Annotated in this window: 21 protein-coding genes and 1 riboswitch; of the genes, 7 read left to right on the top strand and 14 right to left on the bottom strand. The window is 63.1% G+C overall.

Features of this window, described 5'->3' with window-relative positions:
- Window positions 1-7: 7 nt before the first annotated feature.
- The 3 genes from DYST_RS12650 to DYST_RS12640 all read right to left on the bottom strand — a co-directional run bounded on the left by DYST_RS12650 (window position 8) and on the right by DYST_RS12640 (window position 3868).
- Window positions 8-1309: an ABC transporter permease gene (locus DYST_RS12650; protein ID WP_239945986.1), complete on the bottom strand. Its 1302-nt coding sequence runs from the start codon at window positions 1307-1309 to the stop codon at window positions 8-10.
- A gap of 1190 nt (window positions 1310-2499) precedes the next feature.
- A complete protein-coding gene (locus tag DYST_RS12645) occupies window positions 2500-3480 on the bottom strand; it encodes a M56 family metallopeptidase (protein ID WP_239945985.1) in 981 nt (326 codons plus the stop codon).
- A 1-nt stretch (window position 3481) separates the two neighbouring features.
- Window positions 3482-3868, bottom strand: coding sequence for a BlaI/MecI/CopY family transcriptional regulator (locus DYST_RS12640; protein WP_239945984.1), 387 nt, complete (start codon window positions 3866-3868; stop codon window positions 3482-3484).
- 364 nt (window positions 3869-4232) lie between these two features.
- Between DYST_RS12640 and DYST_RS12635 the strand changes: the two genes are divergently transcribed.
- Complete coding sequence (locus DYST_RS12635) at window positions 4233-4430, top strand: hypothetical protein (protein WP_239945983.1); 198 nt, start codon at window positions 4233-4235, stop codon at window positions 4428-4430.
- A 5-nt stretch (window positions 4431-4435) separates the two neighbouring features.
- Complete coding sequence (locus tag DYST_RS12630) at window positions 4436-5299, top strand: SPFH domain-containing protein (RefSeq protein WP_239945982.1); 864 nt, start codon at window positions 4436-4438, stop codon at window positions 5297-5299.
- A gap of 414 nt (window positions 5300-5713) precedes the next feature.
- On the opposite strand, the gene DYST_RS12625 is transcribed toward DYST_RS12630, so the two are convergent.
- Window positions 5714-6724 (bottom strand): ribonucleotide-diphosphate reductase subunit beta, encoded by a 1011-nt coding sequence (locus DYST_RS12625; RefSeq protein WP_239945981.1) that lies wholly within the window; start codon window positions 6722-6724, stop codon window positions 5714-5716.
- A 211-nt stretch (window positions 6725-6935) separates the two neighbouring features.
- Here DYST_RS12625 and DYST_RS12620 point away from each other — a divergent pair, with 211 nt between their 5' ends.
- Complete coding sequence (locus tag DYST_RS12620; protein ID WP_239945980.1) at window positions 6936-7232, top strand: GIY-YIG nuclease family protein; 297 nt, start codon at window positions 6936-6938, stop codon at window positions 7230-7232.
- A gap of 89 nt (window positions 7233-7321) precedes the next feature.
- Here DYST_RS12620 and DYST_RS12615 read toward each other — a convergent pair whose 3' ends face one another.
- Together DYST_RS12615 and DYST_RS12610 are read right to left on the bottom strand one after the other, a co-directional pair.
- Window positions 7322-9811, bottom strand: a complete 2490-nt coding sequence (locus DYST_RS12615; protein WP_239945979.1) for a ribonucleoside-diphosphate reductase subunit alpha — start codon at window positions 9809-9811, stop codon at window positions 7322-7324.
- A gap of 153 nt (window positions 9812-9964) precedes the next feature.
- Window positions 9965-10177: riboswitch (cobalamin riboswitch) on the bottom strand.
- Between the two features lie 252 nt (window positions 10178-10429).
- Window positions 10430-11290 carry an energy transducer TonB gene (locus DYST_RS12610; protein ID WP_239945978.1) on the bottom strand — a complete coding sequence of 287 codons (861 nt, stop codon included), beginning with the start codon at window positions 11288-11290 and terminating at the stop codon, window positions 10430-10432.
- A gap of 154 nt (window positions 11291-11444) precedes the next feature.
- Here DYST_RS12610 and DYST_RS12605 point away from each other — a divergent pair, with 154 nt between their 5' ends.
- Entirely contained in the window at window positions 11445-12695 is a 1251-nt protein-coding gene (locus DYST_RS12605) for a cation:proton antiporter (RefSeq protein WP_239945977.1), read from the top strand.
- Between the two features lie 65 nt (window positions 12696-12760).
- Here the strand turns inward: DYST_RS12605 and DYST_RS12600 are convergent, their stop codons facing one another.
- The 5 genes from DYST_RS12600 to DYST_RS12580 all read right to left on the bottom strand — a co-directional run bounded on the left by DYST_RS12600 (window position 12761) and on the right by DYST_RS12580 (window position 17493).
- Entirely contained in the window at window positions 12761-14833 is a 2073-nt protein-coding gene (locus DYST_RS12600) for a M13 family metallopeptidase (protein ID WP_239945976.1), read from the bottom strand.
- A 135-nt stretch (window positions 14834-14968) separates the two neighbouring features.
- Window positions 14969-15328, bottom strand: coding sequence for a hypothetical protein (locus DYST_RS12595; RefSeq protein ID WP_233202273.1), 360 nt, complete (start codon window positions 15326-15328; stop codon window positions 14969-14971).
- A 271-nt stretch (window positions 15329-15599) separates the two neighbouring features.
- Entirely contained in the window at window positions 15600-16130 is a 531-nt protein-coding gene (locus DYST_RS12590) for an SRPBCC family protein (RefSeq protein ID WP_239945975.1), read from the bottom strand.
- Window positions 16131-16167: 37 nt separating this feature from the next.
- The gene (locus tag DYST_RS12585; protein ID WP_239945974.1) at window positions 16168-16842 is read right to left on the bottom strand and encodes a glutathione S-transferase family protein; all 675 of its coding nucleotides are present in this window, start codon (window positions 16840-16842) and stop codon (window positions 16168-16170) included.
- A 15-nt stretch (window positions 16843-16857) separates the two neighbouring features.
- The gene (locus DYST_RS12580; RefSeq protein WP_239945973.1) at window positions 16858-17493 is read right to left on the bottom strand and encodes a YceI family protein; all 636 of its coding nucleotides are present in this window, start codon (window positions 17491-17493) and stop codon (window positions 16858-16860) included.
- Between the two features lie 136 nt (window positions 17494-17629).
- Here DYST_RS12580 and DYST_RS12575 point away from each other — a divergent pair, with 136 nt between their 5' ends.
- A complete protein-coding gene (locus DYST_RS12575; protein WP_239945972.1) occupies window positions 17630-17926 on the top strand; it encodes a hypothetical protein in 297 nt (98 codons plus the stop codon).
- A 233-nt stretch (window positions 17927-18159) separates the two neighbouring features.
- Entirely contained in the window at window positions 18160-18510 is a 351-nt protein-coding gene (locus DYST_RS12570) for a hypothetical protein (RefSeq protein WP_239945971.1), read from the top strand.
- Window positions 18511-19045: 535 nt separating this feature from the next.
- On the opposite strand, the gene DYST_RS12565 is transcribed toward DYST_RS12570, so the two are convergent.
- Complete coding sequence (locus tag DYST_RS12565) at window positions 19046-20032, bottom strand: NAD-dependent epimerase/dehydratase family protein (protein ID WP_239945970.1); 987 nt, start codon at window positions 20030-20032, stop codon at window positions 19046-19048.
- 79 nt (window positions 20033-20111) lie between these two features.
- The gene (locus DYST_RS12560; RefSeq protein WP_239945969.1) at window positions 20112-20750 is read right to left on the bottom strand and encodes a flavin reductase family protein; all 639 of its coding nucleotides are present in this window, start codon (window positions 20748-20750) and stop codon (window positions 20112-20114) included.
- Between the two features lie 83 nt (window positions 20751-20833).
- Between DYST_RS12560 and DYST_RS12555 the strand changes: the two genes are divergently transcribed.
- A complete protein-coding gene (locus tag DYST_RS12555) occupies window positions 20834-21538 on the top strand; it encodes an ArsR/SmtB family transcription factor (protein WP_239945968.1) in 705 nt (234 codons plus the stop codon).
- A 45-nt stretch (window positions 21539-21583) separates the two neighbouring features.
- Here the strand turns inward: DYST_RS12555 and DYST_RS12550 are convergent, their stop codons facing one another.
- Window positions 21584-22498, bottom strand: a complete 915-nt coding sequence (locus tag DYST_RS12550; protein ID WP_102303239.1) for a DUF2167 domain-containing protein — start codon at window positions 22496-22498, stop codon at window positions 21584-21586.
- Window positions 22499-22615: the final 117 nt, after the last annotated feature.

Here is a 22615-nt window from a genome sequence, read left to right as displayed (position 1 = left end):
GCGGGCCTCATTGCGTCTTCAGTTGGAGAGCGGGTGGGATGCGGCAGGCGCGCCACGCGGGTAACAGGCCGGCGATCACGCTGGCCACCAACGCCAGCAGGAACGTTGCGAGCAACATGCGCACATCCATTTGAGCGAGTTGCGCGTAACCGTCAGGACGCTGGCGCACGCTCCACAGGCCGAGGCAGGCGATGCCTAGGCCCAGCAACCCGCCTGCCATGCCAATGACGCATGACTCCACACCCAGTTGCAGGAAGATGTCCCATCGACGTGCGCCCAGCGCGCGCCGCACGCTGATCTCGCCGCTACGTCGCAGGAAGGTTGCTAGCAGCAGGCCCACGACATTGAGCATGCACACGGCGAGAAAGCCCAGCGACAGCGACAACTGCAACCGCAGGTCGTCAGGAATGGCGTGCTCGTGCGCCAGCCAATCCATCAGGCCATAGAGCTGCGCGTTCGCAGGGCGCGGCATGCGCCCGTGTGCCTGCTGATCGCGCCAGTAACTGTGCAGGAAGTCTCGGTACGCCTGAGCCTTGCTGGCACTGTCCAACTGCGCCCAGAACTGTAGCCACACACAGTGATCGCTCGTGCGCGCATCGCCGCCGCTGTCCCAGCAGGAGAAGCGGCCGTTGAAATCCAGCTCCAGCGCCTGCGCCGTTTGTAGCGGTAGGAAGAACTGGTCCGCCTTGCCGAAGACGCGGCCGTTGATCTGCGCGTAGAACTGCGGCTGTGGGTTCCAATGATCCACCACGCCGATCACGCGGAAGTCGGTGTTCTTCAGGCGTACCGTGCGGCCGATACCGGAGGTATTGCCGAACAGTTTGTGGTTGAGCTCGCTGCTGAGTACGACGACGCGTGCCCGTGCTTCATCGTCCTCTTTGCTCCAACCGCTGCCAGCCGTGAACGGCACCTGGAACATCGCGAAGAAATCAGTGGTGACATAGCGGCCGGTTTCATAGAACGGTAGCTCGCCGCTTTGCATCGGCCGCACGGGTACGGCGCCGCCGGCCATGGCGGCCTGTCGGTCGGCGCGGTTCGCACGCAGCAGGTTCATCGCATCGGGCCAGGTGAAATTGCCATCGGGCTCAGGCGATTCGGTGCGGTCGCGCGCCAGCGGGCGAGGGTCGATCACCGGTGCATAGAGCTGTCCGCTGCGGCCCGGCAGCGGATCGCCGGAAAGCACGTGGAAGATGGTGATCATGGTCATGCTGGCGCCGATGCCGAGCCCGATCACCAGGACCATCAGTATCGCCAGCGCCTTGCTGCGGCGAAGACTGCCGATGGCGGTGGCTGCGTAGTAGCCGAGCATGTCGTCTCCTTTTCCGTGGTGTCGGACGGATGCAGGCAAGCCGCCTCCGTCACCCCGGCGTGAGCCGGGGCATGTCGTGTCGCGAAGGGATGTCTGTCCGACGGCGCCGCTGCGCGCGCCGTCGCGGTTTGTTTAGCGGTTGCCTATGGGCTGTGCGGCACCCTTGGCCAGTGCGTCGTCCAGCACGTCGATCATCTTTTCCGTGGCCTTGGTCGACACGTCTTGCTGGCGACGGCTCAATTCACGCTGACGTTCGCTCAGCGCCTGTTGCTGTTGCTCAAGCTGTTGCTGCTCCTTTTCCAGTCCAGCCTGCTCGTGCTCGAGCTCGGCACGTTCTTTAGCAAAATCGGCGCGTTCCGAATCACCTCGATCGCTGGATGGATGGAGCGCCTGGCGTGCGAGCATGTCACTCTCGCGCTGCGCGATGCTGCTCAGGCGTACGGCCAGCGAGCTGTCGCGTGCGCCGATGCCGGCCATCTGGCCGCTGAGCCGGCCTTGTTCGCCGCTCAGCCGCCCTTGTTCACGGGCCAGTTCGGTGACGGTTTCATAGGCACTTTTCGCGCGGTCGACATAGGCTTTGTCGCGGATGAGGTACGTATTGCCACCGCGGCGGAACATCACCAACGGCGAGCTATTGCCGCGCAGGCTCTTGGCCGTCGACAGATCGGCGTCGGTGCCGTTGACGACCACCGTGTCCTTGTCGAGCAGTGCGAACCCGTAAGCAGCGTCGTCGTGCGTTTCGATATCAATGTGGTGTGCGGTGAATCCGTAAACGGGTGGTGCCGGTGGCGCGGGCGGTGCCTTGGGTACGGGCGGCACCGCGGGCGTCGGAGGGGGCTGTCGCCAAGTCTCGGTCACCGGCGTCGGCGGAGTAGGGGGCGTGGCTGGTGTCGGCGGTGTGGCGGGCGTCGGTGGTGTCAGGGGCGTAGCCGGCGTGGGCGGTGTCGCGGGCGTCAACGGAGTGGCGGGTGTTGGCGGCGTGACGGGTGTCACCGGTGTTGCGGGCGTAGCGGGTGTCGCCGGCGCGGTCCAGGCGTTAGAGGTTGCGGCGGGCGAAGGGGCATCGGCCTTCGCTTCTGTCACGCGGTAGGGCAGCACACCCATGGCGGCCACCAGCACCACGATCAGGCCACTGCGCAGGCGAGAGGTGGTGTCCTGGTCGCTGAGCTGCAGCAGGGTCAGGCGCCTTTTCAGGTTATGGAACGTCGGCGAGGCACCGGCCAGGCCAGCGTGCAGGGGTGCGCTACGCCAAGACGCAGCAGCAGGCGACCGTAGTCGTGTGGGGCGGCATCGTGCTGGTGCACGACTTGTGCGTCGCATGCTGCCTCTCGGTTGAGCGCGTACTCGCGCATCGCCCAGGACACCATGGGATGAAAGAAGAACAGCCGTTGCGCGATGCCGGGGGCCCAGCCCATCCACAGGTCGCCGCGACGCAGGTGGGTCAGTTCGTGAGCTAGCGCCAGGGCGGATTCATCCGTCGACAGGTTCTGGTTCGCGGGCAGTAGCACCACCGGCCGCCACAGTCCGCTGACCTGGGGCGAGCGGATGGCATGGGATACGCGCAGCGATGGGCAGCGCCTCAATCCCATGGTGCGTGCTTGTTCTGCGCATAGTGCCTGCAGCGCGGGATCCTCAAGCGGGCGCGATGCGCGCACGACTGCGCGTGCTTCTCGCCAGTGGCGAAAGGTGGCGATCAATTGCACGATCACACCAGCCAACCACAGCGCGAGCACGATCGGCAGCGCTCGAGACCACACCGTATGCGTCGGCGCAGCCGCAGATTCGTCGGTGGACTCGGCGGCGTAGGCGAGTGCTCCCGTCGGAAGCGTGCCGCTTTGACCAAGGCTGGCGATGCGGTGCTCGGTTGGTGCCGTGGTTGTCGTCATGACCAGAGTCGTATGGCCATCCGTTCGCGTGGTGGTGGTCGTCGTCGTTGTTGTAGTTGCGATGTGCTGGGGCGAGAGCAACGGCAGCGCCACCGGCGTCGGCAGCAGCAGGCCGAGCAGCAACTGCACGCTGAGCAGCCACCACAGCAGCGAACGCGTGGAGGATGAAAGACGCGGAAGCTGGCGATTGATCAGCCATACGATGCCGACCAGCAAGCTAGCCTGCAGGGATGTCCACGCAAGTCGTGCAACCACTTCCTGGGCGAGGGGAGCGAAGGCGATCATGTCAGGTGTCCTTGCGTCGTGTTTGCAGCTGGTGCACCAGTGCTTCCAGTTCGGCGAGTTCGCGGTCGCTCACCTCGGCGCGTTCGGACATCCACGCAACGAATGGCGACACCGAACCGCTGAGCGTCTTCTCCACGAATTGGCCGACAGCACTGCGCATGACTTCACCGGGACCGGTAGCCGGGCTGTAGCGGTACATACCCTGCACCTGCTTGCGACGCAGGTACGACTTGCTACGCAAGCGTTCCATCATGGTCAGCACGGTGGAGCGCGCGAGGCCGCGTGGCTCGCCGAAACCGGCCGCCACCTCGCCGACCGATGCGTCGTTGTGTTCGGCGATGTACTGCAGGATCGAGAGCTCCTGATCACCGATGGAAGGCTTGCCCATGATCATGATCCTGATGACTACAGCTGTAGTCACGCTACGCCTTGACTACAGCTGTAGTCAATAGGCCGATCGGGAGGGATTTGCGTCAGTGCTGACTTGTTGCAATGCACAATAATCGGCGTAGAGTGCGCGCCGTCCTCATCCGATAGCGCGCCTGGAGTGCGCTGATATGACGGTCACCTCGCCACATACCGCTGACCTGTTCCGCCACATTCGTCGACGACTTCTTTTGACGGGTTAGCAACCTCTCCTTTTCCTTCGCGCATCGCTCGATGGCGGCACGTTCAACGCGCCGTTGGCGATCGGTCGCGAACACGCATCCGGACGGCGCTCGCCGAACGATTCATCACACACGGGGAAAACCATGAAGACGCTTGTCGATTGGCCGGCGCGACGGCTTTGGCCGTTCGTGTTCTGCCTGCTGCTGTACGTCGGTCTCATCGGACCGGAACTGATCTCGGCCGCCAGCACGTTGGCCGTGGTCGTAGGCCTGGTCGTGCTGGCCTTGCTGTTGGCGTGGGGCTACCTGCTGCTGCGCCGCGGTTTCACTCACAAGGAATGATCACCATGAAACGCCTGTTGATGTTGTCGCTCTCCGCCCTGTTGCTGGCCTCCTGCTCCAAGGTGCCGGCGGGCAATGTCGGTGTGAAGTTTCAGATGTACGGCGATGGCAAGGATTCGCTGCAGGAGCTGCCGCCTGGCCGTTACTGGGTCGGCTGGGGTTATGAGATGTACACCTTCCCCACTTTCACCCAGACGTACACCTTCACCCGTTCGCCGACCGAAGGCCGACCCACCGACGAGTCGATCAGCTTCCAGACCTCGCAAGGCCTGACGGTGAATGCGGACGTGGGCATCACGTATCACATCGATCCGTCGAAGGTAACGCTGATCTTCCAGAAGTACCGCAAGGGTATCGACGAGATCACGGACGTCTATCTGCGCAACATGATCCGCGACGCGTTGGTAAAGGAAGCATCAAGCCTGGACATCGAGTCGGTGTATGGCAAGGGCAAAGCCAACCTGATCGAAGCCGTGCAGAAGGACGTGAGTGACGAAGTCGCTGCCGTTGGCATCGACGTGGAAAAGATCTACTGGGTTGGCGAGCTACGCCTGCCGGAAAACGTGGTGCAGTCGATCAACGCCAAGATCCAGGCGACGCAGATGGCGGAGCAACGCCAGAACGAAGTGGCGCAGGCGAGGGCTGAAGCGGAAAAGGTGGAGGCTGAAGCGCAGGGCCGTGCGCAGGCTCAGATCACCATTGCGGAGGCGGAGGCGAAAGCCATCGAACTGAAGGGTGAGGCGTTGCGGTCCAACCCGAACATTGTGCAGATGTCGGCGATTGAGAAATGGGATGGGCATTTGCCGACGTATACGGGGAGTAGTGCGGTGCCTTTTGTGAATCTTGGGAGTGTGTCGGCGAGTAAGTGATGTTGCTCTTTCTCCCTCTCCCCTTTGGGGAGAGGGCTCAATCTAGCCCCGCCGTTTCGCCCATGCCGTCATCCCTGCGATGTGCAGCAAAGCTGCACGAGCCGTCAGCTTTGAGCTTGTGACCTTTCGGGCCCCCTGTGCGGCGGTGAGGGGTGGACGAGAAGGCCCGCAGGGGATCGGCACGGATGCCGATCCCTTTTCGCCAGGGCAGGAGCCCTGTCGAAAAGCCCGGCCACCCCTCACGAACTGGCCGGCATAGCCGGCCAGCGCCAAGTGGGGGTGCCCTTTCTTCGGGTTACTTTTCTTCGGGCAAGCAAAGAAAAGTGACTCGGCCTCCGGTAGGAGGGCGAAACGCCCGCGGCGTAGGCGGCCAGATTGCCGCAACGCGATAACTAAGCGACAACGCCCCTCACATCAGAACGACATATCAAACGCCACATCACCCTGCACACCCACCTGATAAGCCGAAACCCGACGCTCGAAGAAGTTCGTCACTTCCTGCACATCCTGCAGATCCATAAAGTCGAATGGGTTCTTCGCACCATACTTCTTCGGCAGATCAAGCTGCACCAAGCGCTGGTCCGCGCAGTACTCCAGATACTGCCGCATATCCTTCACCGAGAGGCCAGCCACGCCACCAGAAAGCACATCCTCGGCGAACTGGGTTTCGCAGGCGATGGCGTCTTCCAGCATCTCTTCGATCTGCGTGCGCATCTGGTCGTCGAACAGGTCCGGCTCTTCGGCGCGCACCGTGCGCACCACGTCGAACGCGAACGCCATGTGGCAGCTCTCGTCGCGGAACACCCAGTTGGTGCCCGAGGCCAAACCGTGCAGCAGGCCGCGCGAGCGCAGGAAGTACACGTAGGCGAACGCAGCGAAGAAGAACAGGCCCTCGATGCACGCGGCGAAGCAGATCAGGTTCAGCAGGAACTGGCGGCGGTGCTCGCGCGTTTCCAGCTTCTGCAGGCCCTGGATGGAATCGATCCACTTGAAGCAGAACTCGCCCTTCTGACGGATCGACGGGATGTTCTGGATCGCGTCGAACGCCTTGTTGCGCTCGGTCGGATCGGGAATATAGGTGTCCAGCAGGGTGAGGTAGAACTGCACGTGCAGCGCTTCTTCGTACAGCTGGCGCGACAGATACATGCGCGCTTCGGGCGCATTGATGTGCTGATACAGGTTCAGCACCAGGTTGTTCGCCACGATGGTGTCACCGGTGGCGAAGAAGGCCACGAGGCGATGGATCAGGTGGCGGTCCGCGTCGGACATCTTGGACTTGAGGTCCGTCGTGTCCAGCGAGAAATCCACTTCCTCGACCGTCCAGGTGTTCTTGATCGCGTTGCGGTACATCTCGTAGAACTCGGGATAGCGCATGGGGCGCAGGGTGAGTTCAAAGCCGGGATCGAGAATGTTCTGGGTGGACATGATGTGCCTCGTTGTTGTCGCGCGGATAGAGCGGCGCGTCTTTAGTTCTTTTTGCTCGTCATTCCCGCGAAGGCGGGAATCCAGTGACTTCTCTTTATTCCGCCGAAACGTGTCAGAGGAAGCCGCTGGACCCCCGCCTTCGCGGGGATGACGGTCGAAATGGGGTGTTCTTTGCTGCAAGCTCGGTCCGTGATCCAAAGGAACGGCCACCATGAGCGAACGACAGCCTTGCGTTTACATCCTTGCCAGCCAACGAAACGGTACGTTGTACACGGGTGTGACTTCCAATCTTGCTGGCCGCATTTGGCAACACCGCAACGATGTCGTTGAAGGCTTTACTCAACGTCATCAGGTCCATCAACTGGTCTGGTACGAAGCGCACGACACCATGGAAGCAGCCATTGTTCGCGAAAAAACCCTCAAGAAATGGATGCGCAGCTGGAAGATAAAACTCATCGAACAATCCAATTCTTGCTGGCGCGACCTCTACGACGACATCTGCGCTTGACCGCCACTCCAGGAAGGGCAGGAATCCAGCGTCTTTGGCATGGCCGAAAAGTCACTGGATTCCCGCCTTCGCGGGAATGACGATGAGGGTTACTGACAAGCCTCGCAATACTCCGGGTTCTCCAGCGAGCAGAACACGGCTGCCGTGGCCTCTTCCTGATCTGCGACAGGCGCCGGCTTCGCGACCGGTGCAGCCGAGACCGTGGTCTTGGCGATCTTGGTGGCCGGGCGCGAACGCAAGTAGTACGTGGTCTTGATGCCGGACTTCCACGCGTACATGTACATGGAGCTGAGCTGCCCGATGTTCGGGTTTTCCATGAACAGGTTCAGCGACTGGCTCTGGTCGATGTACGCACCGCGCGCGGCGCCCAGATCGATCAACGCCTTCTGCGGCAGTTCCCACACGGTGCGGTAGATGGTGCGCAGGCGCTCCGGAATCGCACTGATGCCCTGGATGGAACCTTCGGCCAGCTTGATGGCGTCGCGCACGTCGGCGGTCCACAGGCCCAGCGTCTTCAGCTCTTCCACCAGGTAGCGGTTCACTACGAGGAAGTCGCCCGACAGCGTTTCGCGCTTGAACAGGTTGCTCACCTGCGGCTCGATGCACTCGTAGCAACCGGCAATCGACGCGATGGTCGCCGTCGGTGCGATGGCGATCAGCAGCGAGTTGCGCAGGCCCTTGTCCTTGATCGACTCACGAAGTTCGTCCCAGCGCGCCTTGTCGGTCGGCGTGGCATTCGACCAATAGTCGAACTGCAGCTCACCGTTGGCCGCGCGGCTTTCGGCAAAGCCTGGGTGCGCACCGTTCTCCGCGGCCAGCTCGTTCGACTGCCACAGCGCGTTGTAATAGATCTCTTCGGCGATGCGCGTGGAAAGCATCAACGCTTCAGCCGAATCGAACGGCAGACGCAGCTTGAAGAACACGTCCTGCATGCCCATCACGCCCAGGCCGACCGGGCGCCACTTGTTGTTGGCGACCTTGGCGGTGTCGATCGGGTAGAAGTTCAGATCGATCACGCGATCCAGCTGGCGAACGGCGGTACGCACCGTGGCGGCGAGCTTGTCGAAATCGAACTGGCCATCCACCACGTGGCGCGACAGGTTCACCGAACCCAGGTTGCACACTGCCGTTTCATCAGCATTAGTGACTTCCAGGATTTCAGTGCACAGGTTCGACAGGTGGATGACGTTTTCCGGCTTCGCCGTCTGGTTGCTGGTGGCGTTGCTGCGGTCTTTGAAGGTCATCCAACCGTTGCCGGTCTGCGCCAGTGTGCGCAGCATGCGGGCGTACAGTTCGCGCGCCTTGACCTTCTTGGTGGCGAGGCCGGCGGCCTCCGCTTCACGGTAGGCCTTTTCGAACGTCTCGCCCCAGCTGTCGACAAAGTGCGGCACGACCTTGGGATCGAACAGCGACCACTCGCCGTCGGTTTCCACGCGGCGCATGAACTCGTCCGGGATCCAGTTGGCCAGGTTGAGGTTGTGCGTGCGGCGGGCATCGTCGCCCGTGTTGTCGCGCAGCTCGAGGAACTCTTCGATATCGCCGTGCCACGGCTCCAGGTACACGCAGGCAGCGCCCTTGCGCTTGCCGCCCTGGTTCACCGCCGCCACAGAGGCGTCCAGCGTCTTCAGCCACGGCACCAGGCCGTTGGAGTGGCCGTTGGTGCCCTTGATCAGCGAGCCGCGCGAACGCACGCGCGAGTAGGCCAGGCCGATACCGCCAGCGAACTTGCTGAGCTTGGCCACGTCGCCGTACTTCTCGTAGATCGATTCCAGAGAGTCGGCCGGCGAGTCGAGCAGGAAGCACGAGCTGAGCTGTTCGTGTGCGGTGCCTGCGTTGAACAGCGTCGGCGAGCTGGCGATGTATTCCAGCGAGGACAGCAGGCGATACAGCTCCAGCGTCTCGCCGATCTCGTTGCCGCCCAGCGCACAGGCAATGCGCATGAAGAAGTGCTGCGGCGTCTCGATGACCTTGCGCAGCTGCGGATGGCGCAGCAGGTAGCGGTCATAGACGGTGCGCAGGCCGAAGTATTCGAAGCGGCGCGTGGCGAGCGGATCGATCGCGTCGTTGAGCTTGCGCGAATTGGCGGAAACGAAGTCGCGCAGGCGTTCGTTGAGGATGCCCAGTTCCGAGCCGCGCGCGATGGACTGCGAGAAGCTCTGGATTTCCTGGCCGCTCACTTCCTTGTCGACAAACGCGCCCAGCAGGCGCGCGGCGAGCTGGCCGTACTCGGGTTCCTCGGCGGTGAGGGCGGCCGAGGTGCGGATGGACAGCTGATCCAGTTCCAGCGTGGTGGCGCCGTCGTACAAGCCGCCGATGGTCTTGAGCGCCACGCGCATCGGGTCGACCGCATGCAGACCTTCCGCGCTACGGGTAACGGCGCGGACGATCTTGTTCACGTCCACCACTTCCTGGCGGCCGTTGCGCTTGGTCACGCGCATCTGGCCGGGGTTGTGGGGTGGGGTCAGGGCAAAGGGGGTATCCGTGCGCGGCGCTTCGGCCACAACGGTGTCGGCAGAGAAAACGGGGGCGTCGGCGCGCTCGTCTTCACGCTCGCGGCCAGTGGTATCAATAGGTTGCATGGCGACTTCGCTCCAAGCTTGGTCATCAACTGCCTGCTCGCGCGCGCAGGGCTGAGTAAATGAAGGTGAAGTCTCGCGGACGGTCGAGCGGCAGGGCAGGCGCCCCGCGCATCGACGCACTTCCCCGCGGAAGCCGTCACCCTTCACCGTGGTGCGTGGCCACGGCTGTCGGCAGGTCTTCGGACTCGTGGACATGGGTCTTTCGACCCGCCTACTCGCTCCCGCTTCCCAGCCGCTGAGGGCCAGTGCGTTGTTGGCTTTCGTTTCCACTTACCGCTGCGGGGCAGTCCCGGATTTCCACCGGATTCCCTTTTAAACCAGTCCGACCATAGGTCTGAGATTGGCACCGACGAGGCACAACATATCGGGCTACCTCGGGCCGGTCAACCCAATAGATTGTGGATTGAGCGTGGATAAGCCGGAAAACTTCAGGAGGGGGGGCGGAGTTAGGAAATGCGAGGAAATTTTCGCGTCGGAGGGGACTGGCCCGAAGCTCGCGTGAGCTCACCCGCAGACGACTTGACCCCGGCTGGGCAGGCAGGGGCTGCCGACCTCCAGCCGTCCCGCAGGCACCCGCACAGCACGCGGGTGGGTGACACAGAGGTCCTGACCGGGTTCTTAGCTGCCGCTGGATTCGGGCGCCAGTTGCGGTTGATCGCCCAGCGTGTGTAGCCCGCCAGTGGGAACCGTGTCTGGCGCGTCCGAAGCGAGTTGAGTGTGCTCGAGCCAGGGGATGCTCATACGGGGACCCGGGACATAGACCCGCCACACGCCGTAGTCGTCGGTCGGCCGCTCTCCCACGGGCACGAAGTTGACCGGGATGCGCACCAACCAGAAGGGCCGTCCCGCCGATTTGCCCTGCGTGGGCACGACATAGGTCGATTGCCTCACGCCCTTCACGGCAGCATCGGCAAGGTAATTGCGATAGCGGGCCATGTCGGCGGCCGGGGCAAAGGCACCCAGGTTGACCTGCTCGGCGGTCGCTTCCTGCACTGATCCGTCCCTGCCGACGCGGACCAGGACATATACCGTTCCCCAGAAGCGCTCCTGGATGGCCTGCCTGGGGTACTCGATCCGTGGCTGATCCTTGTGCGCGATGCGTTCGTCTTCCGGAACCTGCACGTCATCGAAACTGGTGCCGACGAGGCGTACCGACGCGTGCTGGTCGTCAATCATGCGTGCGACCAGGCGCAGCGTCATCTTTTCAGAGATGACGGTTGATACCGGAGAGGCGAACTGGAATTTCCAGCGCGCAACGTTCTGCTTGATTACGTCGCCAGCCTCGGCGGGCAGCCTCTCCGGGCGGTCCAGCGTGTAGTCCCGCACAGAGCCATCGGGATTGAGATTGACCACGCCGGTCACCAGCATGCTGGCCTCCTTCCGCTGATTGACGAAATAGCCGTCCTCGGCGCGTACCGTGGTCATAGACACCGTGGTCGCAAACAGAGCCAGCAGCCACATTCCTGCTTTAGAAGTCATACGTATTCCCCTTTGCACGGCCCGAGTCTATGGGAACTTGGCGGGATGTCGTGCAGGCGACTTGCGTCGCAATATTCTGCGTTGCGGGACTCAGGCTCTCAGTGCACTCTGTGGCGCTTGTTTGACGACACCGCACTCCCTCCGGAAGATGTTCATGGGTCATCCGCTTCTGCTCATCCAGCTCGTAGTGATCATCGTGGCCGCGCGTCTGGTCGCGACGATTGCCCGTCGCTTCGGTCAGCCGGCTGTGGTGGGCGAGATGCTGGCGGGGCTGGCGCTTGGCCCTATCGTGTTCGGCGCCATCGCGCCCACGTGGCAGCAGCGACTGTTTCCGGCGGACAGCCTGGGCAACCTGCAGAGCCTGAGTACGCTGGGCCTGGTCCTTTTCATGGTGGTGGTGGGCGCGGAGTTGCGCGTGCCGGCCAGTGCGCGCGGCGGTTTGCTGCGGCCGGCCGCATGGATCGGCGGCATCTCGGTCGTGCTGCCGATGGCGCTCGCCCTGGGTATCGCGCCGCTGCTGTATGCGAACTACGCGCCGCCAGGCATTACCAAGACGGCCTTCGCGCTGTTCTTCGCTACTGCCTGCGCCATCACCGCGTTGCCGGTCATGGCGCGCATCGTGAAGGAGCGCGGCCTCACCGACAGTCTGCCGGGGCGATTGGGTATTGCCGCGGCCGCCGTGGTCGATGTGCTTGCGTGGATCATGCTGGCCTGTGTGGTGGCATTGATCAGCGCGCATGGTGACTGGGCACCGTTCTGGCGCACCGTGATGGGTCTGGTGCTGCTACTTGCGCTGACGTGGTTCGTGCTGCGCCCGCTATGCGCGCGGTTGCTGGCGCGTCACGCCCCGGAAGGCAATGCGAACGCCGCTGTGCTCGCCTTCCTTCTGGCGGGGGCCTTTGGTTGCGCAGCCATCACCGAATGGCTCAACTTGCACGCCGTGTTCGGTGCCTTCCTGTTCGGCGTGTGCCTGCCGCGCGACGACCGCCTGCTGCACAAGCTGATCGAGCGCGTGGAGCACGTGACAGTGGCGACGCTGGTGCCGGTGTTCTTCGTGCTGGCGGGCCTGAGCACCAGTGCACAAGTGCTCACGGGTGGCGCAGGTGTGGCGTTGCTGCTGGTGCTGGCTGTTGCCGTGCTGGGCAAGCTACTGGGTGGCACGGCGGGAGCGCGCATCGCCGGGCAGAGCTGGCGCGACAGCTTCACCATCGGCTCGCTGATGAATGCGCGCGGGATGATGGAGTTGATCGTCATCAAGGTTGGCCTTGATGCAGGCGTCATCAACACCGCGATGTTCACCATCCTGCTAGTGATGGCCATTGTCACCACGATGATGACGACGCCGATGGTGATGGCGTCGTACGGGCGGGCGCGACACGGAACGGCGGTTGCGTCAAATCGCTGAGCAACCGCATCGCCTGGCCGTCAGCTCACCGTTAGTGGCTGTCGAGCGCCGTCGCTAGGTAGTAGTTACCAAATCCGCACCCGATCCTTCGGATCGAGGTACAGCTTGTCGCCCGACTGCACGTCGAACGCCTGATACCACGCATCGATGTTGCGCACCGGTCCGTTGACGCGGAATGCTCGCGGCGAGTGCGGGTCGCTGGTCACCTGGCGGCGGATGGCGTCGTCGGTGAGTTTGCCGCGCCACGCCTGCGCCCAGCCCAGGAACACGCGCTGGTCGCCGGTAAGGCCGTCGATCACCGGTGCGGGCTTGCCATGCAGCGAGGCATGGTAGGCGTCGAGCGCGAGGGTGAGTCCACCGAGGTCGGCGATGTTCTCGCCCATGGACAGGTTGCCGTTGATGTGCACGCCGGGCAGCGGCTCGAAAGCGTCGTACTGCGCACCGAGTTTCTTCGCGCGTTCCTCGAAGGCCTTTGCATCGGCGGGCGTCCACCAGTCGCGCAGCGCACCGCTGGCGTCGATCTTGCGGCCTTCGTCGTCGAAGCCGTGCGTGAGCTCGTGACCAATGAAGCCGCCGATGGCGCCATAGTTGATGGCGGGGTCGGCGTTGGGATCGAAGATCGGCGGCTGCAGGATGGCGGCAGGAAAGACGATGTCGCGCAGCGTACCGTTATAGGCATCGTTGGTCTGTGGCGTCATGCTCCAGTCGCTGCGGTCGACCGGCTTGTCCAGACGATTCACGTAGAACGACCAGTCGGCTTGCGCCGCGCGCAGCACGTTGCCGGCTAGGTCGTCGCCTTGGATGGCGACGTCGGTGTAATCACGCGGATGGTCGGGGTAGCCGACCTTGATGGTGTAGGTGTCGAGCTTCTTCAGCGCTTCCTTGCGTGTTTCCGGGCCCATCCAGTCGAGTTTCTCGATGCGTACGTGGTAGGCCGCCTTCAGGTTGCCGACGAGTTGCTCGATCTTCACTTTGGACGCGGCGGGGAAATACGTATCCGTGTAGAGCTGGCCCACCGCCCAGCCGAGGTTGCCGAAGCAATAAAGGCGTTCGCCTACCTCGCAATCGCCTCCCGACACGGCATGCACACCGCGCTTCCAGCGCGCTTCGATCTGCTGTTGGCCGGCCAACGTCTTGTTGTGCATCTCGAAGTACGCTTGCTGGAACGGATCCGAGAGGTAATAGGCGGCGTTGTCTGCGATGCGCGCGGCCTGCCATGCCTGGATGGTCGTGACAGGCGTCTTTGCATATAGCGCGGTCAGCTTCGGGAAGGCGGTCTTCTCCATCACGACCACGTGCGCCTGCTTTCCGAGTTGCGCCGCCTTGAAGAAATCGCTCCAGGCGAACCCGGGCGCGAGCTTTTGCAGATCACTGACGCTCATCGGGTTGTACATGGCCACCGGATCGCGCTGCTCGACTTTGCTGATGCTGGCCTGCGCGATGGCCGTCTCGAACGCCACCACGTCCTTCGCCGCGGCGTCGGGTTGCGGCCAGCCGGCCAGCGTGAGAAGGCGCGTGACGTAGGTCTGGTAGGCGGCCTTCTGTTTCGCGAAATCCGGCTTGAGATAGTAGTCACGGTCCGGCATACCCAGACCGGCCTGCGACACATAAACGGCGTATTGGTTGATGTCCTTCAGGTCGACATCGATGCTGATGTTGAACAGAGAACCGTCGAAATCGGTGTTGGTACGGCCCATCAGCGCGGCTTGCGCATCGCGCGTGGCAGCTTGTTTCACCGCATCGAGTTGCGGAGTGATCGGTTTTGCGCCCAGCGCGTCGAGGTGGGTCTGGTCCATGAAAGAGCGGTAGAACATCCCGACTTTGCTTTGGAGCGTCGCGTCGCCGGCCTTGCCCTGTGCTGCTGCTTCCATCAGGTCATGCAGCCGTTGCTCGGTGAGGTCGGTCATCGCCAGTCGCAGGCTGACGGCTGGTTTGTCGGCGGGAATCGGCGTGTGGTCCAGCCAGGTGCCGTTGGCGTAGCGGAAGAAGTCGTTGCCGGGTTTGACCGAGCTATCGCCGCCCGCCTGGTCGAAGCCCCACGCGCCATAGTGCGGCTTGCCCGTCGATGCGTCGGCCGCATGGGCCGTGCCGAACGCCAGTGCACACGCGCATGCCGCTGCCAGAATCCTGCTGACCATACGACCCTCCCGCCCGAATGATGGTCCCCGGATACTGGCACGCTCGCGGGGAGGGGACAGTGCTGGAAGTTGTGCCCGCACAAACGCGAACGGCCCGGCAGGGCCGGGCCGTTCAGGGCGTTATCGCGTGGGCGATTACTTGGTGCGCTGCTTGTGGATGCGCTTGCTGTCCTGATTCAGCGATTTGTTGAGGTTCTTATCTTCCTGCTTGGTCAGGTGGCCGCCGTGTTCGGCTTCGTCACGGCTTTCACGGGCGGCGATGTTGGAATCCTGCTTTTCGTCACGGGCGGCTTGCTTGGCGTTGAGCTGGCCATCGGCCACGCCGGCCTGGACGCGGTTCTGCTGGTTGTCCAGGCGCTGGTTCACTTCGCTGACGCGGGGATGACCCGGAATGTCGTTGGGGTTGGTGGCCTGCGCCATGGCTCCGGCGCTGGCGAGGGCGGCGACCATGCCGAAAGCGATCAGGCTGAAACGTGACGTCATAAGGTTCTTCATGGGCTTCGGTCCTCATTGTTCCGACAGGTTTTTAATAGGTGTCACAACCCCTGGGCTTGCGCCCACTGCATGTGGTGTGTGTGACCCCTGTAGGTCATCCGGTGGATGGATGACTCATGCCGGAGAACGAGGCGCCCGCAAGGCGGTTGACGCATGCGGTGCGCGTTGTCGAATCCATTCAGCCGCAAGCGAGCTTGCTTAGGCTTGGCGTAAGCCTGCTGTTACGCATTTGAAAAATACGCACCCGCATGCGTGTTGTTGCACTGCGGAATCAGGCCGGTTCTTCGGTCAGCCTACGCAAGTTGACCAGGCCGTCCTCAAAGTCTTTGCCGACCATCTTGTCGATGTTGAACACCACGCCCATCAGTTTGCTCATGAAGTTGGCGCGGCCTTGCATGGACCAGGTGATACGCGTTGCGGCGCCCTGTGGGTCGAGCACGAAATCGGCGGTGTTGCTCGCCTTGAACGGGGTAAAGAATTCCAGTTGTAGGCGCACGTGCGAGGACGGCATGGATTCGCTGATCTCCATGCGCCCACTGCCGATGTTCTTGTTGCCGTTCCAGCCATAGGCGGCGCCGGGGCCTGACGATGGTCCCTCAAAGCTGCGTTGCATATCGGGGTCTTTCTTCTCGTACGGCGACCATGACTGCCAGCGATGCAGATCGTTGATGAGCGGAAAGATGCGTTCGGGCGTTGCCTGGATGGTGGCCGAGCGCTCGATGCGGAATTGATCCGGGCGCATGGCGGCCACGATCAGCACAACGGCGATGACGGCCACGATAATGATGAGTGCGATGAACATCGTCTGTTTCCTTGATGCGATGGCGGTGGTTGGAATGTCAGGCTTCGACGGGTTCGGAAGGGACCATGTGCAGGTAGGGCGCCGCCTCACGTAGCACACGTGCATACGATGGGCGTTGCATTAAGCGAAGCAGGTAGGCCGCCGTGAGCGGGTGCTCGTCTTCCAGCGGTATCACGAAGTTGGCATAGAACAGCGCGGGCGACGCCGCGCAATCGGCCATGCTGTAGTGCTCGCCGGCGCCCCACTGGCGCTTGCCGTTATCGCGCTCGAACTCGCGTTCGATCAAGTCCAGCGCAGAGCGCAGCTTCTCTCGTGCCTGCGCTACGCCGTAGTGATCGTGCTGACCATCGGGACGTAGCCGGTCGGTGATCACCTTCTGCATCGGCTCGGCGACATACTGGTCGTAGAAGCGGTCGCGGAAGCGCACTTCACGCGCCTCGTCGGGATCCTCGGGAACTAGCGCGACCTTGCCGGGATAATGCCGCGCAAGATATTCGATGATGATGCTGGACTCTGGCACCAGGCAGCCCCGCGTGTGGTCGTTGAGCACGGGAAATTTGCCGATCGGCCACAGCGCGTAGAACGCGGCGCGTTGCGTGTCATCTGCCAGATCCACCAGATGGGAATGGAAGGGTGTGTCGTTCTCGTACAGCGCGATCAGCGCCTTGTGGCAATAGGCTGCCAGCGGATGCATGTAGAGTGTGAGTGACATGGTCGTATTCCGTGCTCAGTGGGTGGGCGCAGCGAGCGCGACTTTGCCGGCGCTGCCGTCGTCGATCAGAGCTTCCACCTGAATGCGCAGTGTCACGTCCATGTTGAAGCCGTAGTCCTTGCCGCTGTCCATGCCGAAGGCATCACGCTTGAACGTGGCATAGGCATCCGCTCCGCACAGCTCGCGCTTGTAGAGCGGATGCGGCACGCACTTGAAGCTTTTGATGGTCAGTTCCAGCGGGCGCGTCACGCCATGCAGGGTGAGTGAGCCATCCACCCGCGTCGGCGCACCGTTGACGAACCCGGCGAGCTGGCCGCGGTAGGTGGCGGTGGGGTACTGCGCCACGTCGAACAATTCTTTGCCGCGCGCCGTCTCGTTCATCTTGTCCAGGCCGAAATTCACGCTGGTGGCGTCGACGGTGATATCTACGCTGCCGGTGCCGGCGGCCTTGTCCAGCGTGACCTTGCCGGAAGTACGGTCGAACTTGCCGCGCCAGGTGGATAGCCCGCCGAAGTGGTCAGCCTCGAAACTGGGATAGGTATGTGCGGGGTCGATGACATAGGTGGCGGCAGCGGCATTTGCCGTACCAGCGGCGAGCAGGAGCAGCAGAGCGCTGGTGAGGGCGGCGTGCGTGCGGTAGGGCAGGGACATCGTCAACTCCTTGGGCGGGGAAACGGGCGCCTTTTTTGGCGCGCTTATCCTCATGACGAACGGGGTCGCCGGATTTCGACATTCCTTTTTCCCGGCTGCGGTAGGCTCTGCGCATTCCTTGCCGGAGACAGCTGCCATGCGTGCACCAGCAGGTTCAGTCGTCGGGTTGTGTTCCGCATCGGCCACCTTGTGCGCGATGGGGATGGCTTTTCTGGGCTACTGGGGCGTACACGAGCCGGTGCCGTGGCGGGGGCTGGATGTGGCGGTGATCGTGTTGGCCTTTGTTGGGTTTGGGTTGCTGGCCTCGGTGCCGTGGATTGTGACTACGCCGGTGAGTGAGGAGAGCGGGGAGCGCATCGGGGCGGCGCGGCGGGCGTTTGCGGGTGGGGTGGTGGTGATTTGGTTTGCGGCGGTGTTGGCGATTATTGGTTAGGGGTGTCTCAGTTCTTCTCCCTCGCCCCTTTTGGGGAGAGGGTTGGGTGCTTGCCTTGCCGTTTCGATGAAACCGTCATCCCTGCGGAGGCAGGGATCCAGTGACCTTGCGCTTGGTTGTCGCGCTGTCACGACCTGGCTCGCCTGCGGCGGGCTTCCGTCCTCCTGCCGGAGGCCGGGTCACTTTCTCTTGCATGCCCAAGAGAAAGTAACCAAAGAGAAGGGCACCCCCACTTGGCGCTGGCCGGTGAAGCTGGCCAGTTCGTGAGGGGCGGCCGGGCTTTTCGACAGGGCATCCTGCCCTGGCGAAAAGGAATCGGCATCCATGCCGATTCCCCTGCGGGCCTGATCGTCCACCCTCACCGCCGCACAGGGGGCCCGGAGATCAAAGGCGGCAAGCACGCGGCTCGGCAGCAAAGCTGCACATCGCCGATGCGGAGAGGACTTGAAGCGAGTTTCGCTTTCCGATCGCTGGGGCTAGATAAAGCGCGCTACATAAAGCACGCGCTACGCTTCCTGACCGATGTGGAGCGCTCGCCACCTAACGGCATGACCTTTCTCTTCTGCTTTGACTTTGCGCCTTAGTGCAGGAGCAAAGCGTTCCGCCGCGATGCGATGTGCAGCAAAGCTGCACGAGCCGCGTGCTCGCTGCTTTTGATCTACTAGGGCCCCGTATGAGGCGGCGGGCGGGTGGAGAAAAGGCCCGCAGGGGAATCGGCATGGATGCCGATTCCTTTTCGCCGGGGCAGGAGCCCCGTCGAAAAGCCCGGAACCCGCACGCGTACCTGGAGGGCGAAGCCCGGAAGGCGCCGATTCCGGGGGGCCTTTCTCTTCGGTTGCTTTCTCTTGGGCAAGCAAGAGAAAGTGACCCGGACTGCGGTAGCAGTTCGGAAGCCCGCCGCAGGCGAGCCAGGTCGCTGCAAAGCGACAACCAAGCAATATCTCTACTGGATGACCAGCCATTCGGCTGTTGAAAAGCGCCTCCGGCCCTTGCCCCTTCTCGGGGTGCGCCGAGATGACGATTCCATCGAAATGGTGAGGCTAGGTTGCCCCCTCACCCCACCCCTCTCCCCGAAGGGGCGAGGGAGCAGAACTAAAGCGCTCCGCGCCCAACCCTCAGTCATGATTCGACGGGATAAGGCCCATCACTAAACGCGTCCGCGTGATACCCCTTTGACCCAATCTCCCGAGCGAGTGGACTGCGAATGTCCCCACCCGCCTGCAACCGCGCCAACAGCGCGGCAAAGTCATGGCGTGGCGTCCAACCCAACTCATCACGCGCACGCTGATTCACGTACACACGATCAATGCCCTGCGCGATCTTCCACCCGTGCTGCGCATAGACCGCTTCGTAACCAGGGACGCGTCGACGCACCACCAAGGGTGCGTGTACACGCAGCTCAGCCAGATCTTCCGGCAGGAACGGTGTGGTGGCGCTGATGATGTAGCGGCGAAAGCCGAGCATGGGGGCGCGGCGTGCGGCGAGCAGATGAGCGCTCACTACATCTTCGATGTCGACGCGACGGTGGAGGTACTCGTTCGCCTTGAGGTTGTCGTCGGTGTAGCGCGCACGCACGGTGCGATCGTCGTCTTCCTCGGGGAAGAAACGCGAGGTGCGCAGCACCATGGTGGACAGGCCCTGGTTGCGCTGGAACAGCTGGCACAGGTCCTCGGCGGCTGACTTGGTGACGCCGTAGATGTTCTTGGGTACGGATGCCAGGTCTTCGGTGACCCACGCGGCCGGCTCGTTGGTGTGCGGGGTGAGCGCGTCGCCGAATACGCTGGTGGTGCTGGTGTAGACGAAGGACTCCACGCCGGTGGCGACGGCTTCCTCCAGCAGGTTCAGCGTGCCGGTGAGATTGACGTCGAGAAAATCCTGTCGGGCGTGCGTGGCGACATGTGGCTTGTGCAGCGTGGCCGGGTGGAACACGGTGGCAGCGCCAGCGATGCAACGCTTTACAAAGGCGCGGTCGGCGATGGAGCCCACGCGGTGTGTGTAGGGCCCCTCGGCTACGTCCAGCCCGATGACCTCGTGACCGTCATCGAGCAGTGTGCGCACCAGCGCCTTGCCCAGATGACCCGAACTGCCCGTGACCAGAATGCGCATGCTCGACCGCAATCGTACCGAAGCCGTAATAGGTTCGATCCTAGCACCGGCTTTCGCTGCAACAACATCACCGGCCCGTTCAAACTTCCGCTTTAAACGTCCTGCCCATGGGCTTGCCGGGCCCCACGTAATGGCGGAACAGGTAGAACAGCGGCCGGTAGCGCTGCGGGTCGACATGCTGCGTGTCGGGCACGGTGACGTCCTCATGCGCGTGCACGTGGAGCACTTCCAGTTCGAGGATGGCGTAACCGCCCGGGCCGTCGCTCCACGCGTCCAGCGGGCGATCGACATCCAACAACAAGCGGGCTTCCAGTTGCAGCGGGCATTCCATGATGCGCGGCGGTTTCACCGCAAGGGACGGCGCGGCATGCCAGCCGCCGAGCGCGAACTTGTCCGCTTCATGGCGATAGCCCGTGGCCTGTTTCCAGGGCGGCACGGGCTGGCGGCCAGTGGTTGGCGCAATGCGTTCCACGCCGCGATGCATGTCCTCGCCGGCAAGGTTGAGCACGCACTCGCCTTCGCGCCGCAGGTTCGCCAGGCCCTGTCCGCCGCCAGTCAGGCCGATGACGATGCGGTTAGCCAGAGCCCAGGCGGATGACATCGGCGTGATGTTGGTGGAGCCATCCGGGTTGCGCGTGGTGATCAGCACCACCGGCGTACCGAAGTAGAGGATGGAAGGGCGGATGATCCGCATGTCGGGGTAGCGATGCATGTCCATGCAGACAGTGTCCCCGGCGTGGTCCGTGAATGTTTCGCTCGTGGTCGAACTATCGCCGCGAAGCACGGCGTTAGACTGCGCGCATGAACGATGCAGTCTCCCCGAGCCGATACCAGCTGGCCGAGATCGGCGCACTGCTCGCCGAGCCGGCTCGCGCCGCTATGTTGCTGGCGTTGATCGATGGCACGTCGCGTCCCGCAGGCGAACTGGCGCGAGCTGCGGGCGTGGGGGCGGCGACGGGCAGCGCGCATCTCAAGCGCTTGCTGGAAGGCGGTTTGTTGGCGGTACACGAGCAGGGCCGCCATCGCTACTACCACTTGGCCAACGACGATGTCGCGGCCTTGATCGAAAGGCTCGCCTTGCCGCGCACGCGGCCGGTGCTGCCCGATCCCACCGGTGGCAATCGTGCCTTGTGCACAGCGCGGACCTGTTATCGGCATCTCGCCGGGCGGCTGGGTGTGGGCTTGTGTGATGCGCTCCTGCAGCGTGGTTACCTGCAGACGGCGAGCGAAGGCATGCGTCTTCTGGAGAGTGGCGTCCAGGCGCTCGCCGACGCCGGACTCGATGCGTCGCGCGTCGAAGCCCTGCTGCCGTTGACGGGGCGGGGATGTCTGGATTGGACGGAGCGGCGCCTGCATCTGGGCGGTCCACTCGGTGTATCGCTGACTGACGCGTTGCTCGATGCGGGTTGGCTCAGGCGTCGGGCGAGCAGTCGTGCGCTGCAACCTAGTGACGATGGCTTGCGGCGCCTGATCGCACTGGGCGTACCGTGGGAGAGCGACCGTTGAACAGCGTGTCGCGCCACCCTCAGGTGGCGCGACACCTGAATGACATCAAGCCTTCTTGCGCTTGAAGAGCTTGGCGAAGAAGCCGCCGACGGCGGCAATGCCGATCACGATGAATTTCTTGAATGCGAGCAGCAATATGCCGAGCTTGGCGAACAAGCCTGCCTTGGCCGCGATGCCGCCCGCCACCAGCGCGGCGATGCCATAGGCAGCGGCCTTATCAGTGCCAGCGTTGTAGTCGGCGTAACGCTCGCCCTGATCGAACTCGGCCATGGCCACCACGTCGGGCATGTCTGCGCGCACCTTGTCGAGCTGTTTGATCGGTGCGATGGCGTTGAGCGACAGATAACCCCGGCGACCCAGTACGCGGATGGCGTAGTTGAGCGTTTGGCCGTCATCGCTGCCGTCGGCCTTCTTGAACTTCAGGTCGCGTGCCCAGTACAGCTTGTGCGTGGAGGGATCATAGCGCGGCGGTTCGGCCCAACCGACCAGTTCGATGGCGGGATAGCCTTCCTTGAGGCGATCCGCATTGTTGTCCTGCGTGGCCTTCTTCAGGTCCTTGAGCATGTCGTCGTAGTCGATCTTGGCGGCGTCCTTGTCGGACACATAGCCTTCGTCGACGAAGGTGACGACCACGGCCCAGGCGCTGTCGTCCAGCACCGAATGCGCGTCGGTGCTCGGCAGGATCAGGCCCAGCACGCTGTCGTCGGGCGGGTTGTCCCAGGCCTGCGTCAGCACGCGCTGTGCATCGCTGGCGGATAGGAAGCTGTAGCCGTTGGCCAGCTTCAACGTGGCCTTGGCCTCCGGAATGGTTACGTCGCCCGTCTTCGGGTGCAGTGAGGCGACGAACTCCTCCGCCGTCATCTGGTGTTCGCCCTTGGCGTCGGGCATGGCCGCGACGGGGGCGGCCAGGACAAAGCCGGCAAGCAGGGCCAGCGCCAGCGGTAGCGTTTTGCGAAACATGGAAATCCCCTTGGTATCGTCCGTTGATACGCATCCGTATCGATGCGGCCGCTGTTTCCTAGGATGCAGCGGCGCGGGGATTTTAGTGGGGTTTTGGTTTTCGTGCTTTTACGTTCC

This window comes from Dyella terrae (assembly GCF_022394535.1).
In the GTDB taxonomy this organism is placed as follows: Bacteria; Pseudomonadota; Gammaproteobacteria; order Xanthomonadales; family Rhodanobacteraceae; genus Dyella.
This window is presented reverse-complemented; position numbering and strand designations above follow the sequence as displayed.

Bases quoted from the DNA above. Each gene is read 5' to 3' on its own strand.
- DYST_RS12640 (WP_239945984.1), bottom strand. From the start codon at position 3,868: ATGGGCAAGCCTTCCATCGGTGATCAGGAGCTCTCGATCCTGCAGTAC.
- DYST_RS12630 (WP_239945982.1), top strand. From the start codon at position 4,436: ATGAAACGCCTGTTGATGTTGTCGCTCTCCGCCCTGTTGCTGGCCTCC.
- DYST_RS12560 (WP_239945969.1), bottom strand. From the start codon at position 20,750: ATGGACATGCATCGCTACCCCGACATGCGGATCATCCGCCCTTCCATC.
- DYST_RS12635 (WP_239945983.1), top strand. From the start codon at position 4,233: ATGAAGACGCTTGTCGATTGGCCGGCGCGACGGCTTTGGCCGTTCGTG.
- DYST_RS12620 (WP_239945980.1), top strand. From the start codon at position 6,936: ATGAGCGAACGACAGCCTTGCGTTTACATCCTTGCCAGCCAACGAAAC.
- DYST_RS12600 (WP_239945976.1), bottom strand. From the start codon at position 14,833: ATGGTCAGCAGGATTCTGGCAGCGGCATGCGCGTGTGCACTGGCGTTC.
- DYST_RS12565 (WP_239945970.1), bottom strand. From the start codon at position 20,032: ATGCGCATTCTGGTCACGGGCAGTTCGGGTCATCTGGGCAAGGCGCTG.
- DYST_RS12605 (WP_239945977.1), top strand. From the start codon at position 11,445: ATGGGTCATCCGCTTCTGCTCATCCAGCTCGTAGTGATCATCGTGGCC.
- DYST_RS12595 (WP_233202273.1), bottom strand. From the start codon at position 15,328: ATGAAGAACCTTATGACGTCACGTTTCAGCCTGATCGCTTTCGGCATG.
- DYST_RS12645 (WP_239945985.1), bottom strand. From the start codon at position 3,480: ATGATCGCCTTCGCTCCCCTCGCCCAGGAAGTGGTTGCACGACTTGCG.
- DYST_RS12610 (WP_239945978.1), bottom strand. From the start codon at position 11,290: ATGACTTCTAAAGCAGGAATGTGGCTGCTGGCTCTGTTTGCGACCACG.
- DYST_RS12585 (WP_239945974.1), bottom strand. From the start codon at position 16,842: ATGTCACTCACACTCTACATGCATCCGCTGGCAGCCTATTGCCACAAG.
- DYST_RS12650 (WP_239945986.1), bottom strand. From the start codon at position 1,309: ATGCTCGGCTACTACGCAGCCACCGCCATCGGCAGTCTTCGCCGCAGC.
- DYST_RS12625 (WP_239945981.1), bottom strand. From the start codon at position 6,724: ATGTCCACCCAGAACATTCTCGATCCCGGCTTTGAACTCACCCTGCGC.
- DYST_RS12615 (WP_239945979.1), bottom strand. From the start codon at position 9,811: ATGCAACCTATTGATACCACTGGCCGCGAGCGTGAAGACGAGCGCGCC.
- DYST_RS12555 (WP_239945968.1), top strand. From the start codon at position 20,834: ATGAACGATGCAGTCTCCCCGAGCCGATACCAGCTGGCCGAGATCGGC.
- DYST_RS12580 (WP_239945973.1), bottom strand. From the start codon at position 17,493: ATGTCCCTGCCCTACCGCACGCACGCCGCCCTCACCAGCGCTCTGCTG.
- DYST_RS12550 (WP_102303239.1), bottom strand. From the start codon at position 22,498: ATGTTTCGCAAAACGCTACCGCTGGCGCTGGCCCTGCTTGCCGGCTTT.
- DYST_RS12590 (WP_239945975.1), bottom strand. From the start codon at position 16,130: ATGTTCATCGCACTCATCATTATCGTGGCCGTCATCGCCGTTGTGCTG.
- DYST_RS12575 (WP_239945972.1), top strand. From the start codon at position 17,630: ATGCGTGCACCAGCAGGTTCAGTCGTCGGGTTGTGTTCCGCATCGGCC.